Annotated in this window: 16 protein-coding genes; all 16 read right to left on the bottom strand. The window is 35.6% G+C overall.

Annotation, left to right across the window (positions count from 1 at the left end; all coding sequences use genetic code 11):
• Window positions 1–8: 8 nt before the first annotated feature.
• Window positions 9–1721, bottom strand: a complete 1713-nt coding sequence (gene tagH / locus OK414_RS05585; RefSeq protein ID WP_263045465.1) for a teichoic acids export ABC transporter ATP-binding subunit TagH — start codon at window positions 1719–1721, stop codon at window positions 9–11.
• 16 nt (window positions 1722–1737) lie between these two features.
• Entirely contained in the window at window positions 1738–2544 is an 807-nt protein-coding gene (locus OK414_RS05580) for an ABC transporter permease (RefSeq protein WP_033578303.1), read from the bottom strand.
• 53 nt (window positions 2545–2597) lie between these two features.
• Window positions 2598–4163 (bottom strand): DUF6270 domain-containing protein, encoded by a 1566-nt coding sequence (locus OK414_RS05575; protein WP_263045466.1) that lies wholly within the window; start codon window positions 4161–4163, stop codon window positions 2598–2600.
• Between the two features lie 120 nt (window positions 4164–4283).
• Window positions 4284–6446 (bottom strand): CDP-glycerol glycerophosphotransferase family protein, encoded by a 2163-nt coding sequence (locus OK414_RS05570; RefSeq protein WP_263045467.1) that lies wholly within the window; start codon window positions 6444–6446, stop codon window positions 4284–4286.
• The gene (locus OK414_RS05565; RefSeq protein WP_047931230.1) at window positions 6409–7596 is read right to left on the bottom strand and encodes a glycosyltransferase family 2 protein; all 1188 of its coding nucleotides are present in this window, start codon (window positions 7594–7596) and stop codon (window positions 6409–6411) included. Before OK414_RS05565 ends, OK414_RS05570 begins: the two co-directional genes overlap by 38 nt.
• The gene (locus OK414_RS05560) at window positions 7593–10328 is read right to left on the bottom strand and encodes a CDP-glycerol glycerophosphotransferase family protein (RefSeq protein ID WP_264363526.1); all 2736 of its coding nucleotides are present in this window, start codon (window positions 10326–10328) and stop codon (window positions 7593–7595) included. The genes OK414_RS05565 and OK414_RS05560 overlap by 4 nt, the downstream gene beginning before the upstream one ends.
• Window positions 10329–10395: 67 nt before the next feature.
• Window positions 10396–11679 (bottom strand): glycosyltransferase, encoded by a 1284-nt coding sequence (locus tag OK414_RS05555; RefSeq protein WP_033578299.1) that lies wholly within the window; start codon window positions 11677–11679, stop codon window positions 10396–10398.
• Between the two features lie 52 nt (window positions 11680–11731).
• A complete protein-coding gene (locus tag OK414_RS05550) occupies window positions 11732–12985 on the bottom strand; it encodes a glycosyltransferase family 4 protein (RefSeq protein ID WP_263045469.1) in 1254 nt (417 codons plus the stop codon).
• A gap of 66 nt (window positions 12986–13051) precedes the next feature.
• Window positions 13052–13933, bottom strand: coding sequence for a UTP--glucose-1-phosphate uridylyltransferase GalU (gene galU, locus OK414_RS05545; protein ID WP_013055839.1), 882 nt, complete (start codon window positions 13931–13933; stop codon window positions 13052–13054).
• A 668-nt stretch (window positions 13934–14601) separates the two neighbouring features.
• Window positions 14602–15312, bottom strand: a complete 711-nt coding sequence (locus OK414_RS05540) for a CpsD/CapB family tyrosine-protein kinase (RefSeq protein ID WP_317620588.1) — start codon at window positions 15310–15312, stop codon at window positions 14602–14604.
• Window positions 15302–16054, bottom strand: a complete 753-nt coding sequence (locus OK414_RS05535; RefSeq protein WP_263045470.1) for a YveK family protein — start codon at window positions 16052–16054, stop codon at window positions 15302–15304. The genes OK414_RS05540 and OK414_RS05535 overlap by 11 nt, the downstream gene beginning before the upstream one ends.
• Window positions 16055–16429: 375 nt before the next feature.
• Window positions 16430–17440 (bottom strand): mannose-6-phosphate isomerase, class I, encoded by a 1011-nt coding sequence (gene manA, locus OK414_RS05530; RefSeq protein ID WP_263045471.1) that lies wholly within the window; start codon window positions 17438–17440, stop codon window positions 16430–16432.
• Window positions 17441–17457: 17 nt separating this feature from the next.
• Window positions 17458–18540, bottom strand: a complete 1083-nt coding sequence (locus OK414_RS05525) for a glycosyltransferase (protein ID WP_263045472.1) — start codon at window positions 18538–18540, stop codon at window positions 17458–17460.
• A 67-nt stretch (window positions 18541–18607) separates the two neighbouring features.
• Window positions 18608–19996: a sugar phosphate nucleotidyltransferase gene (locus OK414_RS05520; protein WP_263045473.1), complete on the bottom strand. Its 1389-nt coding sequence runs from the start codon at window positions 19994–19996 to the stop codon at window positions 18608–18610.
• Window positions 19997–20085: 89 nt separating this feature from the next.
• A complete protein-coding gene (locus tag OK414_RS05515; protein ID WP_263045474.1) occupies window positions 20086–21405 on the bottom strand; it encodes a UDP-glucose dehydrogenase family protein in 1320 nt (439 codons plus the stop codon).
• A gap of 127 nt (window positions 21406–21532) precedes the next feature.
• Entirely contained in the window at window positions 21533–22741 is a 1209-nt protein-coding gene (locus tag OK414_RS05510; RefSeq protein WP_263045475.1) for a hypothetical protein, read from the bottom strand.
• Window positions 22742–22761: the final 20 nt, after the last annotated feature.

Raw genomic sequence — 22761 nt, 5'->3', positions numbered from 1 at the left:
GCTTTATTTTATTTATCTTCTGCTTTATCTCGTTCTACAAAAGATATAATCTTAATTTTGTTCGTTTTTAAATTTGTATATACCTTAATGTAATAATTCTTGGATTGATAGAAATACAGACCTTCTTTGTCATTAATAAACAACGGTTTCTTCTTTAGTAATGATAAGATATCTTCTGTATCTTCATCTACATTTCTTAACGATACTTCGGTGATCATATTATTTAGTGCTACATATTGAACAGATCCGTAATTTAGTAAAGTTCCATCATTTGATTCATACTGATTTGTTAAAGATAAAGCTTGATTTCCCATTAAGTTTTGCTGAGTTTCACTTAATGGACTTAGCAGCTTACTTATACTGATATTATATTTTGATCGTACAAGCGAGTCCAGCGAATCAATATTTTTATTTGTTAACCCTGATTGCTGTTCAGTATACGGTGTTAAAAGAGCTGAACTAACCCAGCCTTCCTTGCCTTGTCCTGCATTCAATTTTACCCATTTTATATCTTCAGCAGGATCTTTTTTCTCTTGGAGAACTTGATATATTTCTCCAAACGACAGAACCGCTTTTTGGTTACTCTCTAAATCTGGATCTTCCCTGACAAAAGCAGTTTTTGTATTAATGACTACTTTCCCAGCTTGTTGTTTCTTTTGAGCCGTGCCGCTGGCAGAAGACTGTGTTTTACTCTCTGTCTGTTTCGCTGCGTGGCTGGCACTTTGTGCTGCATAAACAGCGTATCCCGCACTTCCTAATAGAATAACGGCTGCTGCTGGCAACAATACTTTTTTAGCAAAGTTTTTTTTGCCAGAGACACTCTTCCGCTTAGTTCCTATTCTTTTTGAACGCGATAGACTAAGTGATTCAGCAGCTTTTTCTTTCGAATGTTCACCTGTGTCTTCTGAAACTGAGGTGCCGTTGTTTAATAATCCGTGTGAAAATTCATTTAGCTGTTTTTCACGGAACTGTTCCCGCTCTTCTTTAGACATCTTATTATATTCTTTTAAAAACTGACCGTATTGATCCGCTACTTCGTTAATGTCCCCATACTCTTTTACATGTCCGTAATGGATCCAAAGAGCCTTTGTACAAAAACTTTTCACCTGAGATAATGAGTGACTGATAAAGAAAATGGTTTTGCCGTTTTCCTTAAATTCATTCATTTTTTCTAAGCATTTATTTGTAAACGTTTGGTCTCCAACAGACAGCGCTTCGTCAATAACAAGGATATCCGGATCAATATTAACCGATATAGCAAAACCTAAGCGGGATTTCATACCGCTTGAATAGGTTTTGACAGGCTGATTAATAAATTTTCCAATATCAGCAAACTCTATAACTTTTGGCGTAATCTCTTGAATTTGCTTTTTGGTTAGCCCCATCATTAATCCTTTAAGTTCAATGTTTTCTAGGCCTGTTAACTTGTTGTTTAACCCTGCACCGATAGCAATTAGCGATGCACTGCCTTTAATATCAACCGTTCCTTCATTTGGCATTGTAACGCCTGCAATTAAATTAGATAAGGTACTTTTTCCCGATCCGTTTAATCCTATAACGCCTACGATTTCCCCTTCATCTACGGTAAAGGAGATATTATTTAGCGCATAGTGATACTCTCCTTTGCCGCGATTCCAGAACAAATCTTTTACTTTCTCTATTTGCTTATTATACATTTTGTACTTTTTTGTTACTTGCTGAAACTTTACTTTATAACTCATATACCTGATTCACCTTTTATAAATAGTCAACAAACTGCTTTCTGAATTTTACATGAATCGCCGAACCTAATATAAGCAACAAGAGAATGACACTCCAAAATATAATCGTATACGGAGAGTGAATAAAATTCCAGCTGCCTTTTAGCAGAGATTCACGATAACCATCTACAATATAATAAAAAGGGTTCATCGCAAAAATCTCTTTTAGCAACTGCGGCGTGTTGTCACTCGGCAGCCATAAAATAGGAGTTACATAAAACAACATACGTGTAGCTGTCTGAATAAGCAAGTGAATATCTCTTACCATTGTAGATAAAGTAGATGTTACGAACGATAAAGAAAGCAAAAAGCAAAATGACGACAGCATAAAATACAATAGACTAATAATATTTATGTGGTGGATACCTTGAGACGTAATCACAATAATCGTTAGCATAGCTACAAGTATTAAGTGCGTGTAAAGCTGTGCAACCACTACATATGTAGGTATGACACTCAGAGGAAAATTCATTTTCGAAACTGAATTTAACCTCGCATAGACTGAGTTAGAGCCTTGAAGAATGGCAGCACTAATAAAAAACCAAGGGATTAAGCCACAAATTAACCAAACAAAGAAAGGGATTCCGTCAACATCTTGACCTCCGCGTACTCCTAGACCGAACACAACCCAGTAAACCCCGATTTGAAATAAAGGATTTAAAATAATCCAAAGTCCACCTAATAGGTTGTCCGCATACGATTTTTTCAACTCGTAAGCTGATAGTCTACCAATCATGTAGAGATTTTGAATTTGTTCTTGTATTACGATTTTAATTGATTTCATATCATAATTCCTTTTGTACAATTTATTGAGAAATACACTTTACTTCTCAATGATTAAGCCTGCTCTAAATCTTGATAAATTGTTGCAAAGACATTTTCTGCTTCAAGATAGTTCTTTACAACAATACGATGTAATTTCTTTAAAAACTGCTGATAATAGTTCATTTCAAAATGAACGTGGAAGACTCCCCAAGGGTGACCTTCATAAGACATATACTTCTCTTGTGTTAAATCGATTGCATCTACTTGATAATTTTCTTGAATATAACAATCCAGAAGTTCCCAATATTGATTTAATGCCTGAACATTGACAGAAGAAGCTATGGTTTTAACCTGGCCTTCATTGTCATAATAAGAATCTGTAAAGCGCGCTTTATGAAGAACTACTTTGCAAGTAGGCAATTCTGCTTGAAGAAAAGCAAATAGGTCGTTAACCGCTTTTTTCCAAATTTCCATATATTCATCCTGGTTGTTTTGCAGGGTAATCGCATCATGATTTTTTAATTCCTTGAAATAACTAGTTTTAGCTAACTTCCAGTAATTATTAGTTAAAAAACTATCCGTCACACGAAGGCATCCAAAGAAGATGTCTCCAAACAAATCAATGATTAAATAATCAGGCTGCTGCTTTTTTAAATCCTCTAAAAACTGCTTCTGAAAATCAGTTTTAACATTCCATGTGTCCCAATCATTTAAGTTATCAATTTTGTCCTTTGGAAACGCTAAAGGAGGAGCCATTAAACTGATAATAGAAGATTGATTTTGCAAAGAAACACACTCGTAATTTTTTTTGTAGTCAGGATTAAATTTGCTGTTAAAATTATCACGTGTAACACATGAACCCAATACTGCTACTTTTACTGTGTCATTCTTTTTTCTTTCAATCCACATGGCTACATAAGGTTCGCTGCTGTTTAGCTGAATAGTATATAATTCATTATTTAACTGCGCAGGGTTGTCCACATGTACATTCGTTGCCACTACCGTATCGTTCATGATGTACTGCATAGAGACGTCTTCTTTAGATATAGTCTTATACAAGTGTACACTATTTTGAAGAGGTATACGAAATACAATTGTATTTAAATTCGGCCTGCTCTCAATGGCATATCTTTTTCCGCTTATAGTCGCATAGCAATCCTGTGGAAGAACCGTTGCCTTCATTTCAACAGTAAGAATCAAATCTGATTTTTCTAAAGAGCATTCAATGACTTTTGCCGCAAAGTCTGTTTTAGTGTAAATAGCCACTGTTTTTTTATTTGTGCTATACGGTTTGATCCAATGAGTGCCCCATACTTTTTCGTTCATATATTTGATTTTAGTTACATCAAAGTCGGCTAGACTCAACTCGTATAATTGCTCTTCTGCTTTAACAGCAACATCTATAATCTCTTCTACAGATACTGAATTTCCTTTTAAGTGCTTTAAATCATTCAAGTTAATAATGACTGAATCATCCAGCGAAATTTGCTGCGAATGGGTTATGCTTTTGTTTTTATGTTTAGCACGTCTCGTTAGCAAGAGTTCAGCTGATTTTGACTTGAGTTCTTTCGGAATGTTCAAGGCTATTTCTATGATAGCACTATCTCTATATTTAATGTTTTCTACTAGTAACTTCATGACCCACCTATAATTAAGTATGACTTCTCTTCATATAAAAAGAACTTCTTATATGAAGAAAATGCAACATAACTATTGCATTTTCTTCATCATGATTAGGACTTTTTCTTTTATAAATCATTAAGATGTTTTTTGCTTAATAACGTTATAAATACGCTGACAATTATTTTGGTCTTTGTATTTAAAAATCCGCTGTGAATTTTTAAGATATTGCTTGTTTGCTTTAAAATCGTTGTTTACCACTGATCCGATAGCTGACATTAATTGATTTTCATTTGAAACAATCATTCCCAGATGGTTGTATTGGATTTCTTTCACTTGTGTATGGTGGTTATTGTGCGGATCAAACTGATACATAATAACCGGTTTATCCATATACAAGAAATCGCTTGATACCGAAGAATAATCCGTAATTAACAGCGAACTTTCTTTTAAGAGCTCTGAAACAGTAGCCGTACTTTTTACTAAAAACTCGATGTTCGGATGATCAATGACAAACTGATCCATAAATTTTTGCATTTGACTGTGAATGTAAAACTTCACAGGAATGTTATGACGTTCAATCATTTCTAAAAATTCTTGATTGGTAATGAGATTTTTGTAAGCTTTATAATAATCCGATTTTAAGAAGCTATTTTTATTAATTTTGAACAAATGTCTTCTCCATGTTGGCATGATTAAAATTTGTTTTTTGACATCCAGTTCGTGAAGATTATCAAAACGAGCTAAACCTGTTACAGCAACTTCATTCTCGCTGTAGCCCAGCGTGTTTTGAATAATTTTCTTTTCATATTCAGAGCTCGAAATAATAAGGTTTTGATTGTATCTCTCTTTATGTAAATAAGGAGAGATATTATGAATAATAACACCATGCTGTAAGCAGATATTGTATTTTTTAGCCAGCTGCTTTTTGAATAACTTTTTAAATGTTTCTTTCGGCCTTGGATATGAACACTCCTCAAACGTCCATGCGCTAATGTAAGTGCTAGCAACCAACATATATAGCTGATGCTTAAAAGAAGAGTGATGAATGACATTTCCATGTTTCTTTACTTTTTCAAGGTGAGGTGAATCCTCATTAATAATATAATAGACTTTTTGATTTGGGTAATGTTCTCGGCAGTACTTAAAGAAAAAATAACCATTGTCTTCTGCTTGATCTTCACGTTCTCCTACAAGCCATACTTTACGGTTAAATAACGATGCCTTAACCAGACTAGCGGCAGCTAGTAAAACCCCTTTGTATAGAGATTGTTTTAAACTGCGAAGCATGCTGCTGGCTTTTCTAAAAGGCTTTGTTACTTTCCATGAAAGAGACTCTTCTAAGCTGTACGGGTTCTTTTTAAAATACTGCTTATATTTATTTGTTTGCTCATACCAATGACGCTTACTTCTTAGTAATTTAATATATTCAGTAGCTTCTTCGTCTAAGTTCTTATCGAGCATCTTAAAAATCGGAATATAGCCGTCTATACCGCAGCTTTTGATTTCTTGAGGGCTAAATAAAGCTAACAGACTTCTTAACTCATTATAAGCAATCGTTTGCTTTTCTTCTGTTAAGTTATTCGTAAACGTATTTTTATCAATTAAATAAAGCATATGCGTTAAAAGTTGAAATTTAATGGCTTCGTTTAATTCCTTAGGTGCCTGCATTTGCAACGCCCGGTTAACCTCGCCAATGTGTCCAATCGATGAGCTGATATAATCTTCGTCAAAAGTAAACCCATTTTTATATTTTAATTTACTGATGTAGTTAAAAGAAAGCTCTTTTGTATAGACAAGAAAATGAAAAGCTTCAACCGCTGTACTTGTGACAGATTTAGATACCAACTGCGGATGTTGAAGCAGCGTATCTTTTTTTATTAATTTTAAAGACGTTAACGCATTAAATCCTCTTTTTATAACATCAGCTGATGCATCCATAGTTGTTTTCACCGTTGAATCTGCATTAGCTGATACAAAATCCAGTCCTTTTTTTTCTGCTGTATTGTATAGCTCACTATACAAATGAGGTGAAATACTATAATTAAAATCAAAGAAGCTGATATACTTTCCTTTTAAAGAAGCAAAGTTTACCTCGCTTTCTTTTTGTACATGTATGTTGGCCTCCTGAGACAATTTAGAAAGCTCAATTACTTCCTGAGACGTTTTTTCAACGGCTTGATCAAGAATCATCAATTCAATGTTTTCAAACCCAATCGTTTGTTCTCTTAATCTATTAAGAGTATCAATAAAATTAGTAAGATTACTTTCCTGCAAGAGTGCTACTATGCTGACTTTCATTTACATATCTCCTCTTAATTAGTTGTTTCAATTTAAAGTTACGGCTGCGTAAGATTTTTGTCATTTTCCATGAATAGCTTTTTCTGATTTTAGCGTGTTTTTTGTATTCTGCCTGTAGCTCAATACCTTGCTTGTACCACCAGCGTCTCGAAACAAGCATTTTATTATACTCTAGCGCTTCATCTATATATCCTTTATCAATTAAGCTGATAAAAGGACCTTCAAGCTTTAAATATTTTTCAATTAACTTTTTATCATACCCTTTAATAACGTCTTTAACTAAGTTAATCAAATAAAGTTTTGTATCCATTTGCAGACGGTTAAAGTCTGGGTCACACAGCTTCCATAATAGAGATCTCAGCGCGTTAATTTGAAAATAGGTGTATTCTTCACTGCCAAGCATCGGTTTTACGAGCTTTGCTGCTTTCACATCATTTTCAACTGTACTCACGATATCTCGCTGCGTTAATGATAAGTTTTTTGCATCATTTCTTGCTCGGTACATATAAATAACCTTCGGGATATAGCTGAATTTAGCTGCTTTAGTGAAAAGCTGCATGTCATAGTATTTGTCTTCGCCGTTTTTCATGCCTTCTACAAATGAAATGTTATGCTTTTTAATAAATGCTGTTTTAACAAGCTTTAAATAAACGGCTGTTTTCACTTGCAAAAAGAAAGGCACGCTTTTTATATCTACATTCAAGTACTGCTTATGTAACAAATAGTTTTTAAATGTAATATGCTCATACTCTCTGCCATCTTCATCATCAAAGCTCACCATTTTCCCCATTACAAAGTCTGATTTATTTTCATTAGCGACTTGATAAAGAGCTTCGTACGCATCATGTGGAATATAATCATCGGGATCTAAAAAGATTAAGTATTCACCAGTTGCTTTTTCAATACCAATATTTCTTGGCTTCCCAGGAGCGCCCGTATTTTCCTCTAAATGAATCGATTTAAAATGAGGGTATTTCTGAGAATATTGATTCATGATCTCAGCTGTGTTATCCGTAGAACAATCATTAACCATAAGGACTTCCAATTTTTCATGGCCAATTGTTTGATTCAACAAGGAGTTTAAGCACTCTTCGATATAACTTTCTACATTGTAGATAGGTAGAATAACTGTAATTAATGGTTTATTCATTCATAATTCCCTCCACTCAATTGTTTGAATAGTAAATTGCTATGAGAATGTTCTTTTACAACATAATTTTGAATTTTATTAGCTTTATGAATAGAATAGTGAGGAAATTGCTTTAATAGCTGAATCACTTCTTTTTCCGTTTCTACTCTTTCTCCAAATAAATCTTTTTTATGATTAATAGGACCTTCATTATAATGCTTTGAATAAAAGTCATCATAATCGAACTGATAGAATAAAACAGGTTTATTCATATAAGCAAAATCGAACGATACAGTCGAATAATCAGTAAGCAGCATACTGTGACTTCTTAATAAATTTTGAACAGTTTCTTCTCCTTGCTTCACGACCGTGATTCTAGGATGGAAAGCAGGAAATTTTCCAATTAACTTCTGCATTTGATAATGCGGAAAGAACGTAACTGTTAAATCTTTTTGTTCAAGAAAACGGTGAAATCCTTCGTTTTCAAGCAGAGACAAATAGCGTCTCCAGTAATCAGATGCAAACAGCTGCTGCTCTGTTTTAATCCAGCTTCTCCATGTTGGCATGATGAGAATTTCTTTACCTGTGCTTGTATCTTCAAGTGCGTCCCAGCGTGCAAGCCCCGTCTCAATTACCTCGTTTTCGCTATAACCAAATTCTTTCATTACGTGTTTTTTTTCGAACGGTGAAGAAACAACAAACTGACTATAATTCATTCTATTTTTATGAAGAACATGATTAACCCGGCTAACACCGATTACACCATGCTGAATAAAAATCTTTTCATTTTGCTGCCACTCTGGATAATACTTCATAATTTTTTTATACGATTCCGTATGCATGTTAGGTGTTTCAACGTAGCTGTTAATGGTTTTATGGGATATGAGTAAATAAAACGTGTGCTTCAGACTATTAAAATGAATAATATTTCCTAAATGCTTGATAAATTGATAATCTGGAGATTTCTTATCAATTACATAATAAATATTAACGTTTGGATGATGCTTGCGAATATATTGATACAAATGATAAGAATTATCTTGAGCCGTATCTTTTCGCTCACCAATCAGCCAAATTTGTTTTTTCACATAAAATAAACGAAACATTCTATATAATAGAATTGCTAAAAACGTATGGTAATCCTTAGCCTTCAAAAAGCTTCCATCATATCGAATATCTCTTTTTACTTGAACAGCAAAAGACTTTAATTTCCCTAGCATATTTACTTTTTTTAAGCTAATTTTCATTTGTGAGCGTGTGTTAAATGCTGTTTTGATTTGAATATTGTTCACCACATGGGTTTTCGTACGATTTCGCAGCTGAGCTAGCATCACTTTTATTGGTTCTTCCACTGTTACATCATTTACAGTCAAACGAATATATACCTGCCACTCACCTTGCTCAAGAAAATCCAATACGTTGAGAGAAATCGTTTTAAAGCCAGCGTCTTGGTAATCAATTTGATTATGTGAAAATAAATAACTCACGTCTGTTCGTAAATCCTGCTGCAAAGGAACTGCTTTCTCTTTACCTCGGTATTTAAATAACAAGTCCTTTTGCATTCCTTTAGCAGATAAGCCTTTAATAAACACGTAGCCGCCAAGTGTTAGCTGTCCGTCTTTTAATTCGATCACTTCAATTCGCTGTTCAACTTCTACGTGCTTCACTTCTAAGTACTGCTTATATCTTGGAAATGTTTTAGCTAAAGAGCTGTAAAACAGACCTTCTTCCAAAAAAATCTCGTTTATAAATTCATCTTTACAAAAAGAAAACATTAAGTTCATAAACTCTTCATAATCTCTTTGTACAATCATTTGTGTGAGCAGCTGACTTTTGCTGTCTAAGCTGAATGTTACTTCACGATGAACAAGCGTATCTAAAAAGCTGCTGCTTATATCTAACAGCTCATTCAAATGATCATTCGGCAGCTTAGGACCCTTTGTAAAAAGAGAGTTAAAGAAAAATTCTGCCTGTCTCTTTTCAATTTCGTGAAGCAGAGACCGTTCATTGAGAGTACCGTATAAACTCTTTAATTTTTGCTGTACCATTACTAGCTGTTTGAAAAATGAAAGAGTACTATTTTTTGATAGTGTCATTTCATTGTCATTAACTCGGTAATACAAAACGTCACTATTTTCTACTACCGTTTTACGCGAGCAGTAGAGACTTTTTTGAGCGAATAACAGATCTTCACCAACATGTAAATCTTCATCAAAAGAAATATTATGCTGAATAAGAAGATCTTTTTTAAATAATTTATTGCTTGCTGAAGGCGTGAGATGCAGTTCTTTGTGGGTAGAAATATGCCGTACGGCAGGAAGGCCTTTCGCAAAGACTTTCTTCATATAAGCCAAATGCCAAGTGCGATACTCGTTAAAACATTCAAAGTTTCCTATAGCGGTATCTGCATCTGATTGTACTGCGGCTTTATACAGCCTTTCATAGGCATCAGCGGGTACATAATCATCTGCATCTAAAAAGGCAACATACTCGCCTTGTGCGTAAGATAAGCCTTTGTTTCTGGCCGAACTTACTCCATTATTTTCTTGAGTGAGATAACGAACATGAGGATGTGCTGCAGCATATCGGCTCGAAATGATGCCGCTGTTATCTGTTGACCCATCGTCTACAATGATGATTTCCATTGGCTGCAGAGACTGATTGATAACAGACTCAATACATTGAGAAATATAGGGTTCTTTATTATAGTTTACAATCACGACGGTGACTTTATATTTACTCAAGTTGCTCATTCCTATTCTTGTAAAAATTAGTGATGATGCTGCACACATTTAGAAGGTTAAAATTCTAGCTGACACGTTATGCCAGCTTTTTGTAGATATCAATAAAAATTTCTTTTTCATTATTCCAGTTGTATTTCTCGCGAGCCTGGTAGCAATTAAGGCTCATTCGTTCACGTTCTTCAGGATGATCAAGCAAGTAGTTAACGCCATTGGCAATCGACACTGGATCGTGCGAGTCAACGCATACCCCTACTTCCTCTGTTTCTACTACTTTTTGAATTTCAGGGAAACTGCAGGCGATAACGGGAACCGCACTCATCATATACTCAAATAATTTGTTTGAAGACGCAGAATAATGGTTAAAACAAATGTTATTTAATACTTGGAAACCAAGATACGCATTTTTCGTATAATGCATAAGATCTTCCACCGGCACTTTTGCTAGGAACTTAACACGATCTTCAAGTCCTTGCTCTTTCACCATTTTTTGAAGCTGGGGTTTAATACGACCGTCACCGATGAAGACAAGCACGCCTCGTTTGAACAGCGGTGCTGCTTCTACTAGCTTATCAAGTCCTCTACCAACTTGAACACCGCCTTGATATAAAAGGATTGGTTCAGTAGAAGGAATATTCAGCTTCTCATGAAGATTAACAGATTGACTCAGCTCTGGCTTCACAACAAACGGATAATTATGAACAACCTGCGGATACAGCTTGTACAAGTCTTCTGTATATTTAGCACGCGTATGATTTTCAGCAATCATCACATCCGTAAACTTAATATAAAGTTTTTCCATTATTCCGTAAATAGGACTGTTGTACCCAGTACGGCTTGTTTGCACTTCGTGAGAATCATAGACTAGCTTTTTCCGACGCAAAATTTTTGCACATGTAATGCCTTGAGGAAGCGTATTTAAATCATTCGAATGATAAATATCATATTTCTTTTTTAATCCGTATTTCACCATTTGACTTGCAATGTAGCCCCTAACCATAAACGTTCGAGCTTTTGGCGTCACAAACAGTCCAAGTAGAACTGCTACTAGTAATGTAACTACTGTCAGCTTCCATAATCCTAAGCCAAGTATAACTAAAGCAAGCAGTTGCAAAGGAATACTTTTTTTCAAACGTCGAGCAGCTCCAAGAAGCATTTGTAATAATGGAAACTGGTTGTTGACACGAATAACAGTAAAACCTTCCTTGCGCTCTTCTTTCTTTTTAAGCTGTGGGTTTTTCCGGTCATGGATCGCAATGAGATCCACATTATAGCCGGCTTCTACTAATGAAGAACATTCTCTTAAGACACGGGCATCATTGGTAAAATGATTCCACACAAACATACATACGTTCTTAGACATCTTTATCCTCCGTCGTTACTTTTAAGATATTCATAGTGAAGATTCTATGTAATTATAAAACTTCGGCTTTTTCTCTCGTTTCTACAGGACTCATCTCTTCATATGCAGGTACTCTGTTTTCAATCAGATTGATTAACACATTGATATTTCGTTCCCACAGGAAATGTTTTTGAACGTACTTTCGGCTGTTTACCGCCATTTCACTTCGAAGAGAAGGACGCTGATACAGGTATAAAATATGTGTTAACATTTCTTCTGCATCATGAGAGTTGGCTACAATTCCTGCTTCTGTTGTTTCAATGATGGTTTTAGCATAACCTGATACGGCTCCAACAATAGGAAGACTGCACGTCATATAATCAATAATTTTCCCAGGCAATACCGTTTCAAATACTTCCTTGCCGTTAAGAGTAACAATTCCAATATGATGAGTTGAAATTGTCTTTAAACATTCTTTACGGGTAGAAGGCTTCATAAAATTCACGTTAGAAAGATTATGTTCTTTTGCAAACTTCACAAATTCCCGCTTTTTAAATCCGTAGCCCATCACCGTGAGCTGAATATCATACTCATTTAGTTCTTTCGCTAATTCCATTAAGATTGTGACATCTTGAGCCAAGCCGATGTTTCCTGCATACATGACTTTGAACGGCCCGTCACCTGATTCAATCGGAGAGATTTCTTCTTGTCGAGCGGCATTTGGCATAAAAGAGATTTTCTTTAGAGGAATATGATAATTACCGATGATAAAATCTTTGAAGCGCTGACTATTTACGATAATTTTATCGGCTTTTATATACAGCAGCTTCTCTAACCTGCTGAAGATATAAATAATAAAACGATAATTAAAAACCCCGACTCCCTTTAGTGATTCCGGCCACAAATCCCTTATATCGAGAATCATTTTTGTCCGGTACCGATACTTGGCTACTAACCCCACTACCGCAATAAAAATAGGAGGTGACGTCACAAAAATAACATCATATTTTTTACGGTCAAATAAAATAAATAAAATCATTCGAAACGCAATTTCTAAGTAGTACCATAAGCGGTTAATAATGCTTCTAGAGTATTTGCGATTGGCTACTTTTACTCGTGTAACATCATTTTCTTCATCTAATGAATCATCGTCCCAAAACTGTTCATCGCTATAGATCTTCTTATTTGGATACGTTGGTTCAGTTGTCAAAACATTTACATCATAATCATTTTCTTTTAAGAGCTTATATACGTTTTTCATCCGGTTTCCGGCGCTTCCGATTTCCGGATAAAAATGTTGAGAAATCACAAGTACTTTTTTTGTCATTAAGCTTCACCCCAATACTACTTAACCGGTAACCTACTCAAATAAGCTACCGGCAGGTTTCTCTGTTTAAGCTTTGATTTGCTGCTCTTTTAACAGCTGCTCCATAAATACAAGAAGATCTTTACGCAAATCTTCGTGCTGAAGAGCAAACTCCAGTGATGTTTGGATAAAGCCTAATTTTTCTCCTACGTCATAACGTTTGCCTTCAAAATCATACGCAAACACGCGCTGAATTTCATTTAGCTTTTGAATCGCATCGGTTAATTGAATTTCCCCGCCCGCTCCAATTTCTTGCTCTTCTAAAAATTTAAAAATCTCAGGAGTGAATACGTAACGGCCCATAATCGCTAAGTTTGAAGGTGCTGTACCTGCTGCTGGCTTTTCAACAAATGACTCTACTTGGTAGCGGCGGCCTTTATTTGAAGAAGGATCTACGATACCATAGCGATGCGTTTCATTTTCAGGAACAGTCTGAACACCAATAACTGAAGATAGCGTTTGCTCATACTCATTCATTAATTGACGCAGACAAGGTGTTTCGGCCTGTACAATATCGTCTCCTAAAAGAACAGCGAACGGCTCGTTGCCAATAAAGTTACGTGCACACCATACTGCATGTCCTAATCCTTTTGGTTCTTTTTGGCGAATATAATGAATTTCCACATTTGAAGACTGACGAACTTTCTCCAGCAGCTCAAATTTTCCTTTTTCAGCTAAATTTTGCTCTAGCTCAGGAGCGTTGTCAAAGTGATCTTCAATCGCACGCTTACCTTTACCCGTTACGATAATAATATCTTCAATGCCTGATTCAATTGCTTCTTCAATAATATATTGAATAGTAGGCTTGTCTACAATCGGAAGCATTTCCTTTGGCATTGCTTTTGTTGCAGGTAAAAAACGTGTTCCTAATCCTGCTGCTGGAATAATCGCTTTTCTTACTTTTTGCATGTTATGTTCTCCTTTATTATGTAGTTGTGTCTGTACGAGCTTTTTCGCTAAAAACCGCGTACACTGCCCGTATTTTGACTTCATTAGATAAATTTTGCACTAAAAAACAAAAAAGAACGATAAGCTGGTTGGCGCCTATAAATTCGCCCAGACTAGCTATCTTTTCTCTTTCAAAACGTTCTTTTTTCTATACATATAGTAATATACCTTTTTCCTCAGTACGTCAATACGCATGCTAAAACGTAAAATAACGCATTATACTATGTCAGACCTTCTGACATAACTGTTTTCAGCATAATTTCATTCATCTTATCAAGTAATAAGTTTGTATGCATATAGGAAAAAGGTGGCTAATTAAAATCTTACTCATATATCAAGCTTCTTTTTATATGTCTTAAGACCTAACAAAAGCAATATTCATATTAGCACATTACAGTAAGTATTTCTATGTCTTTTTTTGTCGAAATTTCTACCTCAGTAAATGTAACACTCTCTTTCCTTATATAAATTGCTAAGGGAAAATTAGGAACAGAGCACCTTCCAAGCCAAAAAAGAAGCTTTTCAGAACCTAAAAAGAGCCTAAAAAACAGCAAACAAAAATAAGGCGCCGAAACCGCTTTGGTTTCGACGCCTTATCAAAAAGCCTGCCTGTTATTTAAGAAAATAGGTTAATTACTTCCATAATAGTAGTAATAATTTCCTTCTTCCATTTTACGATTATTCAAAACTGCTCCAAGCAATTTTGACTTTGCCTGCGTTAGCAATTCTTTTGCTTTTAACGCTGCATCTTTTTCCGTTTTCGAACTGCTTACAATTAAAAGAGAAGCGTCTACTTGATTGGCTAAAATTTGAGCATCCGCTACCGCTAAAATCGGCGGTGTATCAAAAATAACCATGTCAAACCGCTCCTTCATCTCAGCAAGCACCTCTCCCATTTGCTTAGAAGCAAGAAGCTCAGAAGGATTTGGAGGGATTGGACCGCTCGTTAAGACGTAAAGATTCGGCACTTCCGTACTTTGAACCGCTTGTCCAAGCTGTGATTGTTTCGTTAACACATTAGTAAGACCCGTATGATTTTCAAGACGGAACGTGTAATGTGCTGTCGGCTTTCGTAAATCTCCGTCGATAAGCAGCACGTTCAAGCCTTGCTGAGCATAAACAGTAGCTAGGTTAGCAGCTGTTGTGGACTTTCCTTCAGAAGGTCCGCTCGAAGTCAGTAAAAGAGATTTAATCTCTTCGTCCGTTCCTGAAAACTGAATGTTCGTACGAATCGTGCGGTACTGCTCAGCTACCGGATCTTTCGGACTGTTATGAGCCAGCAGACGTCTTTTTAACGTCAGCATTTTATCATTTCTTTGCTCTTTCTTTTTACGAGCCAAATGTCTCACCTCTTTGCGGTACGCGAGCAGTTAAATCCGGACGCTGTACGTTGGTTGCTTTTGGTACATCTTTAATCGTTGTAATAACTCCCATAACCGGCAGTTCTAAAATATTTTCAATATCCTGCTCTGTTTTTAACGTATTATCTAAGTATTCCAGTAAGAACGATAGACCCACACCTACCATCAAACCAACAACGATAGCAATTACAACGTTCATAAGAGGCTGAGGCTTAACTGGACTGGCACTTTCACCGAGCGTTGCTTTTGAAAGCACGCTTACATTGTCCACATTCATAATTTTAGGCACTTCTTTCTTAAAGACAGAAGCCGTTGTGTTTGCAATATCAGTCGCACGCTTCGCATTTGTATCTTGTACGACAATTTGCGCTACTTGAGAGTCTTGGGCATTTGTAACTTGTAATTGCTTACTTAACTCTTCTGCTGTGCTCTCAAGCTTTAATTCTTTAATGACTTTTTCTAAAATAGCCGGACTTTTAATAATGTCATTGTACGTGTTAATAAGCTGCACGTTCGTTTGAACGGTTTGATTATTATATAACTGCTGATCATTTTTTGCTTGATTGACTAAAATCTGGGTTTTCGATTCATACACAGGCGTTAGCACAAAAAAGCTAATTACGGCACTTACAGTTGCTGCGATAATGGTAATCAGTACAATAAGCCAAAGACGCTTACGAAGCACTGCAAACAACTCTCGCAAACTAATAGTCTCTTCCATAGTTGACCTCCGAACTTAGTAACTTCTAAAAATTCAATCTACTGTTCATTATAATTGACAAAAGCTTGATTTACTATATTCTTTTGTAAATTAAATGAAAGCTTTACATTTCTTAGTTTCACTTTCAGTCTTTATATCGACAAAGCTATCGATTTATTTACTCTTTTTACGACCAACTGCTCAATTTCTCTTAGATATTTTTCATTTTGAATTAATGATTCTTTATTCACTCCAAAATAGAAAAGTGCTTTTCACTCTGTTCCGCATGGACGAATGGCGAACCAGGCGCTGTCTTCAATATGACATTTTAATACATTGATAAAAGAAAATGTAATAGAACTAATCGTATCTTCTTTTAACTCAGTGGCAAGTACATTAAATATTAGCCATTTGTCTAGCTGTGCTTTCCATTTTACGATGTTGACTTCCTTTATAATTCGGGTGAGACGAAATAATCTGAAGCGTTCCTTTTATCTTAAATGAATCTAAATCATGAGGCAGAATAAAATGATCGCCTTTTTGCAAAGCGTATTCTCCGTCTTCCGTGCAAAGCGTTCCTTGTCCTTCAATGACACTGGCTAACAGAAAATGTGCATCTTGCATCAGTTCCATTTCCGTCTGCACATCCCATTTATAGACCGTAAAATAATCTTCTTCTACGAACGTAATGATTGATCCTCCGCTCATTTTTATAAACGCAGGCTCCACTTTTGATGTGATGTGAGGAACAGTCGTTACTTCAATTGCTTTTTCCAAGTGCAGCTCACGCAGTTTTCCATTATTATCACAACGACTGTAATCATAGACGCGATAGGTTGTGTCTGAGCTTTGCTGCGTTTCAAGTACAAGCGTTCCTTTACAAAGCGCATGAATGGTGCCGCTTGGCACATAAAAAAAGTCACCAGGCTTGATTTTTACACGCTGTAATAAATCATTCCAGTGACCTTCATCGACCATGTTTATAAATTCTTCTTTACTTTGTGCACGATGTCCAAAAATCATGGTGGCATCTTCTTCGCAATCTAGAATATACCAGCATTCTGTCTTACCGAGCTCGCCATTTTCAAATTCATTTGCATATTCATCATCCGGATGCACTTGAATAGATAAATCTTCGTTTGCATCCAAAATTTTAGTTAATAGCGGGAATTTTTGACTATCAAAATGCCCAAACATCTCTGGATGCTCATCCCAAAGCTCACCTAGCGTTTTGCCGGTATAATCTCCTTCTCGCACGATACTCGGACCATTCGGATGAGCTGAAATGGCCCAACACTCGCCCGTTTGAGCAGAAGGTATATTATATCCGTACTGCTTTTTTAATTCGCTGCCACCCCAGATTCGCTCTTGAAAAAGAGGTGCTAAAAAAATAGGTGCTTTTTTCATCGTTTTGAATGAACCCCTTACGTACTTTTTATTTTTTTATTTATTTCTTCGGCGATATGTAACGCTTCATTTTTATAATGATTAATATGCTGCCGTCTGCATGTCTCAATAAGCAAAGGAGTCACTACTAAGCTTTCTAACTCCTTCCACTCTATCAGGTCGCATAGCTGATGATGAACTAAATAATCAATCGTATGACGGTCTTCTTTCATGCTGCTGCGATTTGTAATCAACAGCGGCACACCAGCGCAAACCGCTTCGCTAATCGTCCCCCAGCCTGCTTTTGTTAAAACAAGATCAGCTGCCGCTACATAGTGCTGCGTTTCTGTTTCATCTTGAGGAATTTTATAAACATTGGGATGAGTAACATCAACATTCGATGAAACGATAAACTTGCAGTTTGGACTTTGCCAAATTGGCAAGTCGGACAACGTTCCAATATCTACTTTCATCCCCAGACCGAAGTAGATGATGGGACTCTCACCCGCAGGATCAATCTCTCTACGAATACGCTGTACTTCAGTATCGTTTATTTCTCTTGAATAAAAACCAAAGCTTTGATTTTCTTTGATACCCCAATGTGGCTCATCACTGCACGCTAGCGAAAACTGATACGTCATCTGTTCATAACGTTTTTCTAAAAATTCCAGCGATAGCTCTCCAATTAACCCTTCGTATGCTGTAAACCAAGTGAAATTTGATATTCCTAAAGAAGGCAAGTTTAATAGATAGGCACCTGCGATTCCTAACGGAGAAATATCCGAAATCACAAATGAAACATTGGCTACTTTCATAAATCGCTTTTCATACATAAGCTTTGTATGAAAGCTTGAGACGTAAGAAGCAACTTTATGGTTTAACAAATCAGCGTCTGGTTCTAGAGAATTTTCTTTTAGCACGTAACCAACATCCGTTAAAATCTCTCGAAACCTCACACGACGTTCATATTTAAAAGATTGTCTAAGAAACTCAATCGCAAATGAATGACAAATAATAATTTCTATTCCTTCATTCTGCTTTAACAATTCACGAATAATGGCCGTGCTTCTAGTCGCATGACCATATCCGTAGTCTGAAATATAATAAGCAATTGTTTTCAACCAGAAGCACCTTCCCATTAGTTACATAAAAAAATAGAAGCTTTGACTTTGTCTAAGCTTCTATCTTTTATAAAATCACCTGCGGTCTTGACGATTGGAATTGCTTGATCACATCATTCCAGTCATAAATAAGGCGAATCGTATCTTCATTTGAAATCACTTTTCCCGTTTGGACTTCAATAAATTCAAGATCAGTTAACGCATGAATTCCGTGCTTTTTACCGGCAGGCAAATGAATAATATCCCCTGCTTTTACGCGACGAATGTAATCATCAAGCGCAAGCTCTCCTTCTCCGCGTACAATCGTCCATACTTCATCACGTAAATTATGATAATGATACGTCGAGTTCTTTCCTTTTGAAATATGAATACGTTTTGTCACCATTTCAGTTTCTTCGTCGTACTTCGCATAATCTAGCACACGTGACCAGCCCCACAGACGTTCTTCATACATTGGAGGGTAGTTCCAATCCCCAATAATTTCTTTAATCTTAGGACTAGATGCTTTATCTGCAACTAAAATCCCGTCTGGACTAGCCGCAACAACTACATCTTTCACCCCTAACACCGTAACTGGAATATCTAACTCATTTACTAAATGCGTATTAGCTGAGTCATCCGTTAATACACCTTTTCCAATTTGAGATGTCGCCATTTCTTCCGTTAACGTATTCCACGTACCAAGATCTTTCCAATAACCATCATAGGGAAGAGCCACAATATGACTCGCCTTCTCTACCACCTCATAATCAAAACTAATTTTAGGCAGCGTTGTATATTCTTTGTGCAATGTTTCAAATTGAAGCGGAAGGTTTTTTTCTTGTAAAATCTGAAGCAAATAACCTAAGCGGAACGCAAAAACGCCGCAGTTCCAAAGCGCACGTTGATTAATTAATCCAATAGCTGCTTCTTCACTCGGCTTTTCTGTAAAACAATCCACTGTAAAATAACTGTCCCCTTGTACTTTTCCTTCCGGCACGATATATCCATATTTAGATGAAGGATACGTAGGTGTCACACCCATTAACGCTAAATCAGCTTTTGAATCACGAAGCACACTTTCTAAATCTTTTACCCGTTCAAAGAAACTGTCTTCCACATAAGGGTCAACCGGTAGTACGACAACGATTTCATCTTCAGATGCTTGCTCTTCACTATGAAGATAAGAAGCAGCTAAAGCAATAGCCGGAAACGTATCACGACGTTCAGGTTCAATAATTAACGGAATATCCGTTCCGACCTGCCCCCGAATCATGTCACGTTGAAGCTTAGACGTAGCTATGACTGTTGATTCATTTAACCCGACCGCTTCAATCTGATTCCAGACGCGCTGAACCATTGATTCTTTCTGCCCGTCTCGCCCTTCTAATACCTTTAAAAACTGCTTGGAACGCGTATCATTTGATAACGGCCATAGACGCTTACCAGATCCACCGGATAACAATACAAGTTTCATTTATTTCCCTCCAATAAAAAAAGACCTGCTTCTTTGCAGCTCTTGCGCGTAGTTTATTTTAAATTAAGCTCATCTCATAACTTACATCATTAGATTAATGAAACTTCTAAGTTATGGATCGTTTCTCTTCCAATAGAGTCATACACCATAGCTGCATCTTTTACACATTCCAAGTCGTAACAGTTTCGACCGTCAATAACAATTGGATTTTTCATTAGTTTGCTGTAGTTTGATAAATCAAAGTGCTTTACCTGATCCCACTCTGTAAAGATAAAGCAAACATCTGCATCTTTCAGCGTTTCTTCAATTGAATAACAATACGTCACATCTTCTGGATGTACTTTCTTAAAGTTATCAATACCAATTGGATCCCAAGCCTTAACATTCGCTCCATCTTCTAACATAAGCGGAATATTTACAAGCGTAGGTGCTTCTCTCAAATCATCCGTTCCTGGTTTGAACGTTAGACCGAGCACAGCTACATTCAGCCCTTTTAAACTGTCAAAATACTTGCGAGATTTTTTAATGAGTTTAAGCTTTTGATTCTCATTTACATCAATCGCGGCTTTTACTGTCTTTAACTCATAATCATGAAAATTTGCAAGCCAGTGCAATGCTTTGGTATCTTTCGGGAAACAAGATCCCCCATAGCCAATCCCTGCATTTAAGAATTTGTTACCAATGCGACCGTCATATCCCATGCCAAGTGCCACGTCTTCAATATCTGCACCAATAATCTCACACAAATTCGCAATCTCATTGATAAAGGAAATTTTTAACGCTAAGAAGTCATTCGAGGCATACTTAATCATTTCAGCACTTTTTCGATTCGTTACAACAATAGGAGCATCAAAGTTTTTATATACTTCTCTTAATGTCTCACCAGCAGCCTCTTCTTCTACTCCAATTACAATTCGAGAAGTATGCAGGGTATCCCTCACAGCCGTTCCCTGAGACAAAAATTCTGGGTTCGAAGCAACATATACATTCACATCATGTTTTAACTGAGATTTAATTAAGCTTTCAATTTTATCGTTTGTACCAATTGGCACTGTCGATTTAACTACTACTACACAGTCTTTTTCAATGCTAGAAGCGATTTGCTCCGCTACTCCATACACGTAACTCAAATTTGCTGAACCATCGGGTTTTTCTGGCGTTCCAACACCTATAAAAATAACGTCTGCATCTTTATAAGCTACTTGGTAGTCAGTTGTAAAATGCAAATGTTCCATATTATTATTCATTAGTTCTTCAAGCCCTGGTTCATAAATAGGCGAAATTCCAGATTCCATTAATACTACTTTTTTATCATCTATGTCTACACACGTAACAGCATGCCCATTTTCTGCAAGGCAAACTCCAGTGACTAAGCCAACGTATCCTGTTCCAGCTACTGCTATTTTCATTATTTTTCCTCCTTGTTATAAATGAAAGTAAAACTATAATAGTTTCACTTTCATACCATTAGAAAAATCTTATATTCTATTCATATATTTTTTATATTTAAATAAATTTTAAAAACAAATATTCTACTCATTTTCCCATTAACAATTTGAATTTTTGTCTGTGTTCGGCAACCTTATTATTTAATTCAAGTGAATAATAGACCTCTTTTTTCATAAATACATAAACTATAGGCAATAAAAATATATTATATTCTATTCTATAAAACGAGGATTCCATTAAACCAACAATGAAATAAGTGCTTAGACATGACACAAGAGCGTATTCTTTCTTCTTTAATAATTGGTAATTTAGCTTCATAATTAATATAAATAAAATAGTCGTAATAAGTAATCCGAATCGAAGTAGTAATCTCATATATCCATTATCTAAAACTTTAGTAGAAATACCTAATTGTGAAGCTCTAGTAGTGGATATTAATTCTATAGGTTGTCCAAATAGACTTATTCCATATTCATTATAAAAATTATTCATACTCGCAACTCGTCCTGTAGATATATCATTAAGTGCTACCATGAAAGGATCGAAAATTGAATAGTTAATCGCAAGATATATTGAAAGAACAAATGCACTAGGTAACACTAAAAATAGAGATGTACTCAAAAATAATGATCCAAAATTCACCTTTTTACATATACGAGTAAGCAAATTAAAAATTAGTAATCCTGATATTCCAATTATGCTCGTCAATGAATTAGTAGTGAAATACAAGATATATAAAATCAAGATTATGGATATATATTCTAATATTTTCAATTTATAAAACCTTAAATAAAACCACTGAAAACATAAACTCATAATAATAAGGCTTAGTGTATTTGGGTGATTAAAGCCTAATGAGGTTCTCCAAATCCCTCTATTGCTATATGTAACATTACTATCAATAACTCCTGCTAGAGATAATAAGATTATTAAAGCACATGCTATACTTCTAACTCTTATATCTACTTTAATAATTTTATGAAATGATATATTTTTCAGGGAAAAGGCAAAGATGAAAACTGTTATTAAATCTAAAATTCCATTATTTGATTTAAATACTACTATTAAAACACATACCAGTATCGCCACCCACAAAACCATTCTTTTAATCATTTTTTTCTTTAGAATATCCCTTATTATTAAGAACAGTAGTATTAATAAGCATCCCCGTTGAATCAGTGTTCCAGCAGTATTTAATAACTTTATATTTGCAAATTGACTACAGGATATAGTTATAAAAGAAAAAATGTACAAAGAATATATTGTTAATAAGACGCTATTTATTCTTATTCTCATGTGTTTCTCCTCAAAAGGTT

The organism is Priestia sp. JV24 (assembly GCF_025910025.1).
Taxonomy (GTDB): domain Bacteria; phylum Bacillota; class Bacilli; order Bacillales; family Bacillaceae_H; genus Priestia; species Priestia megaterium.
This window is presented reverse-complemented; position numbering and strand designations above follow the sequence as displayed.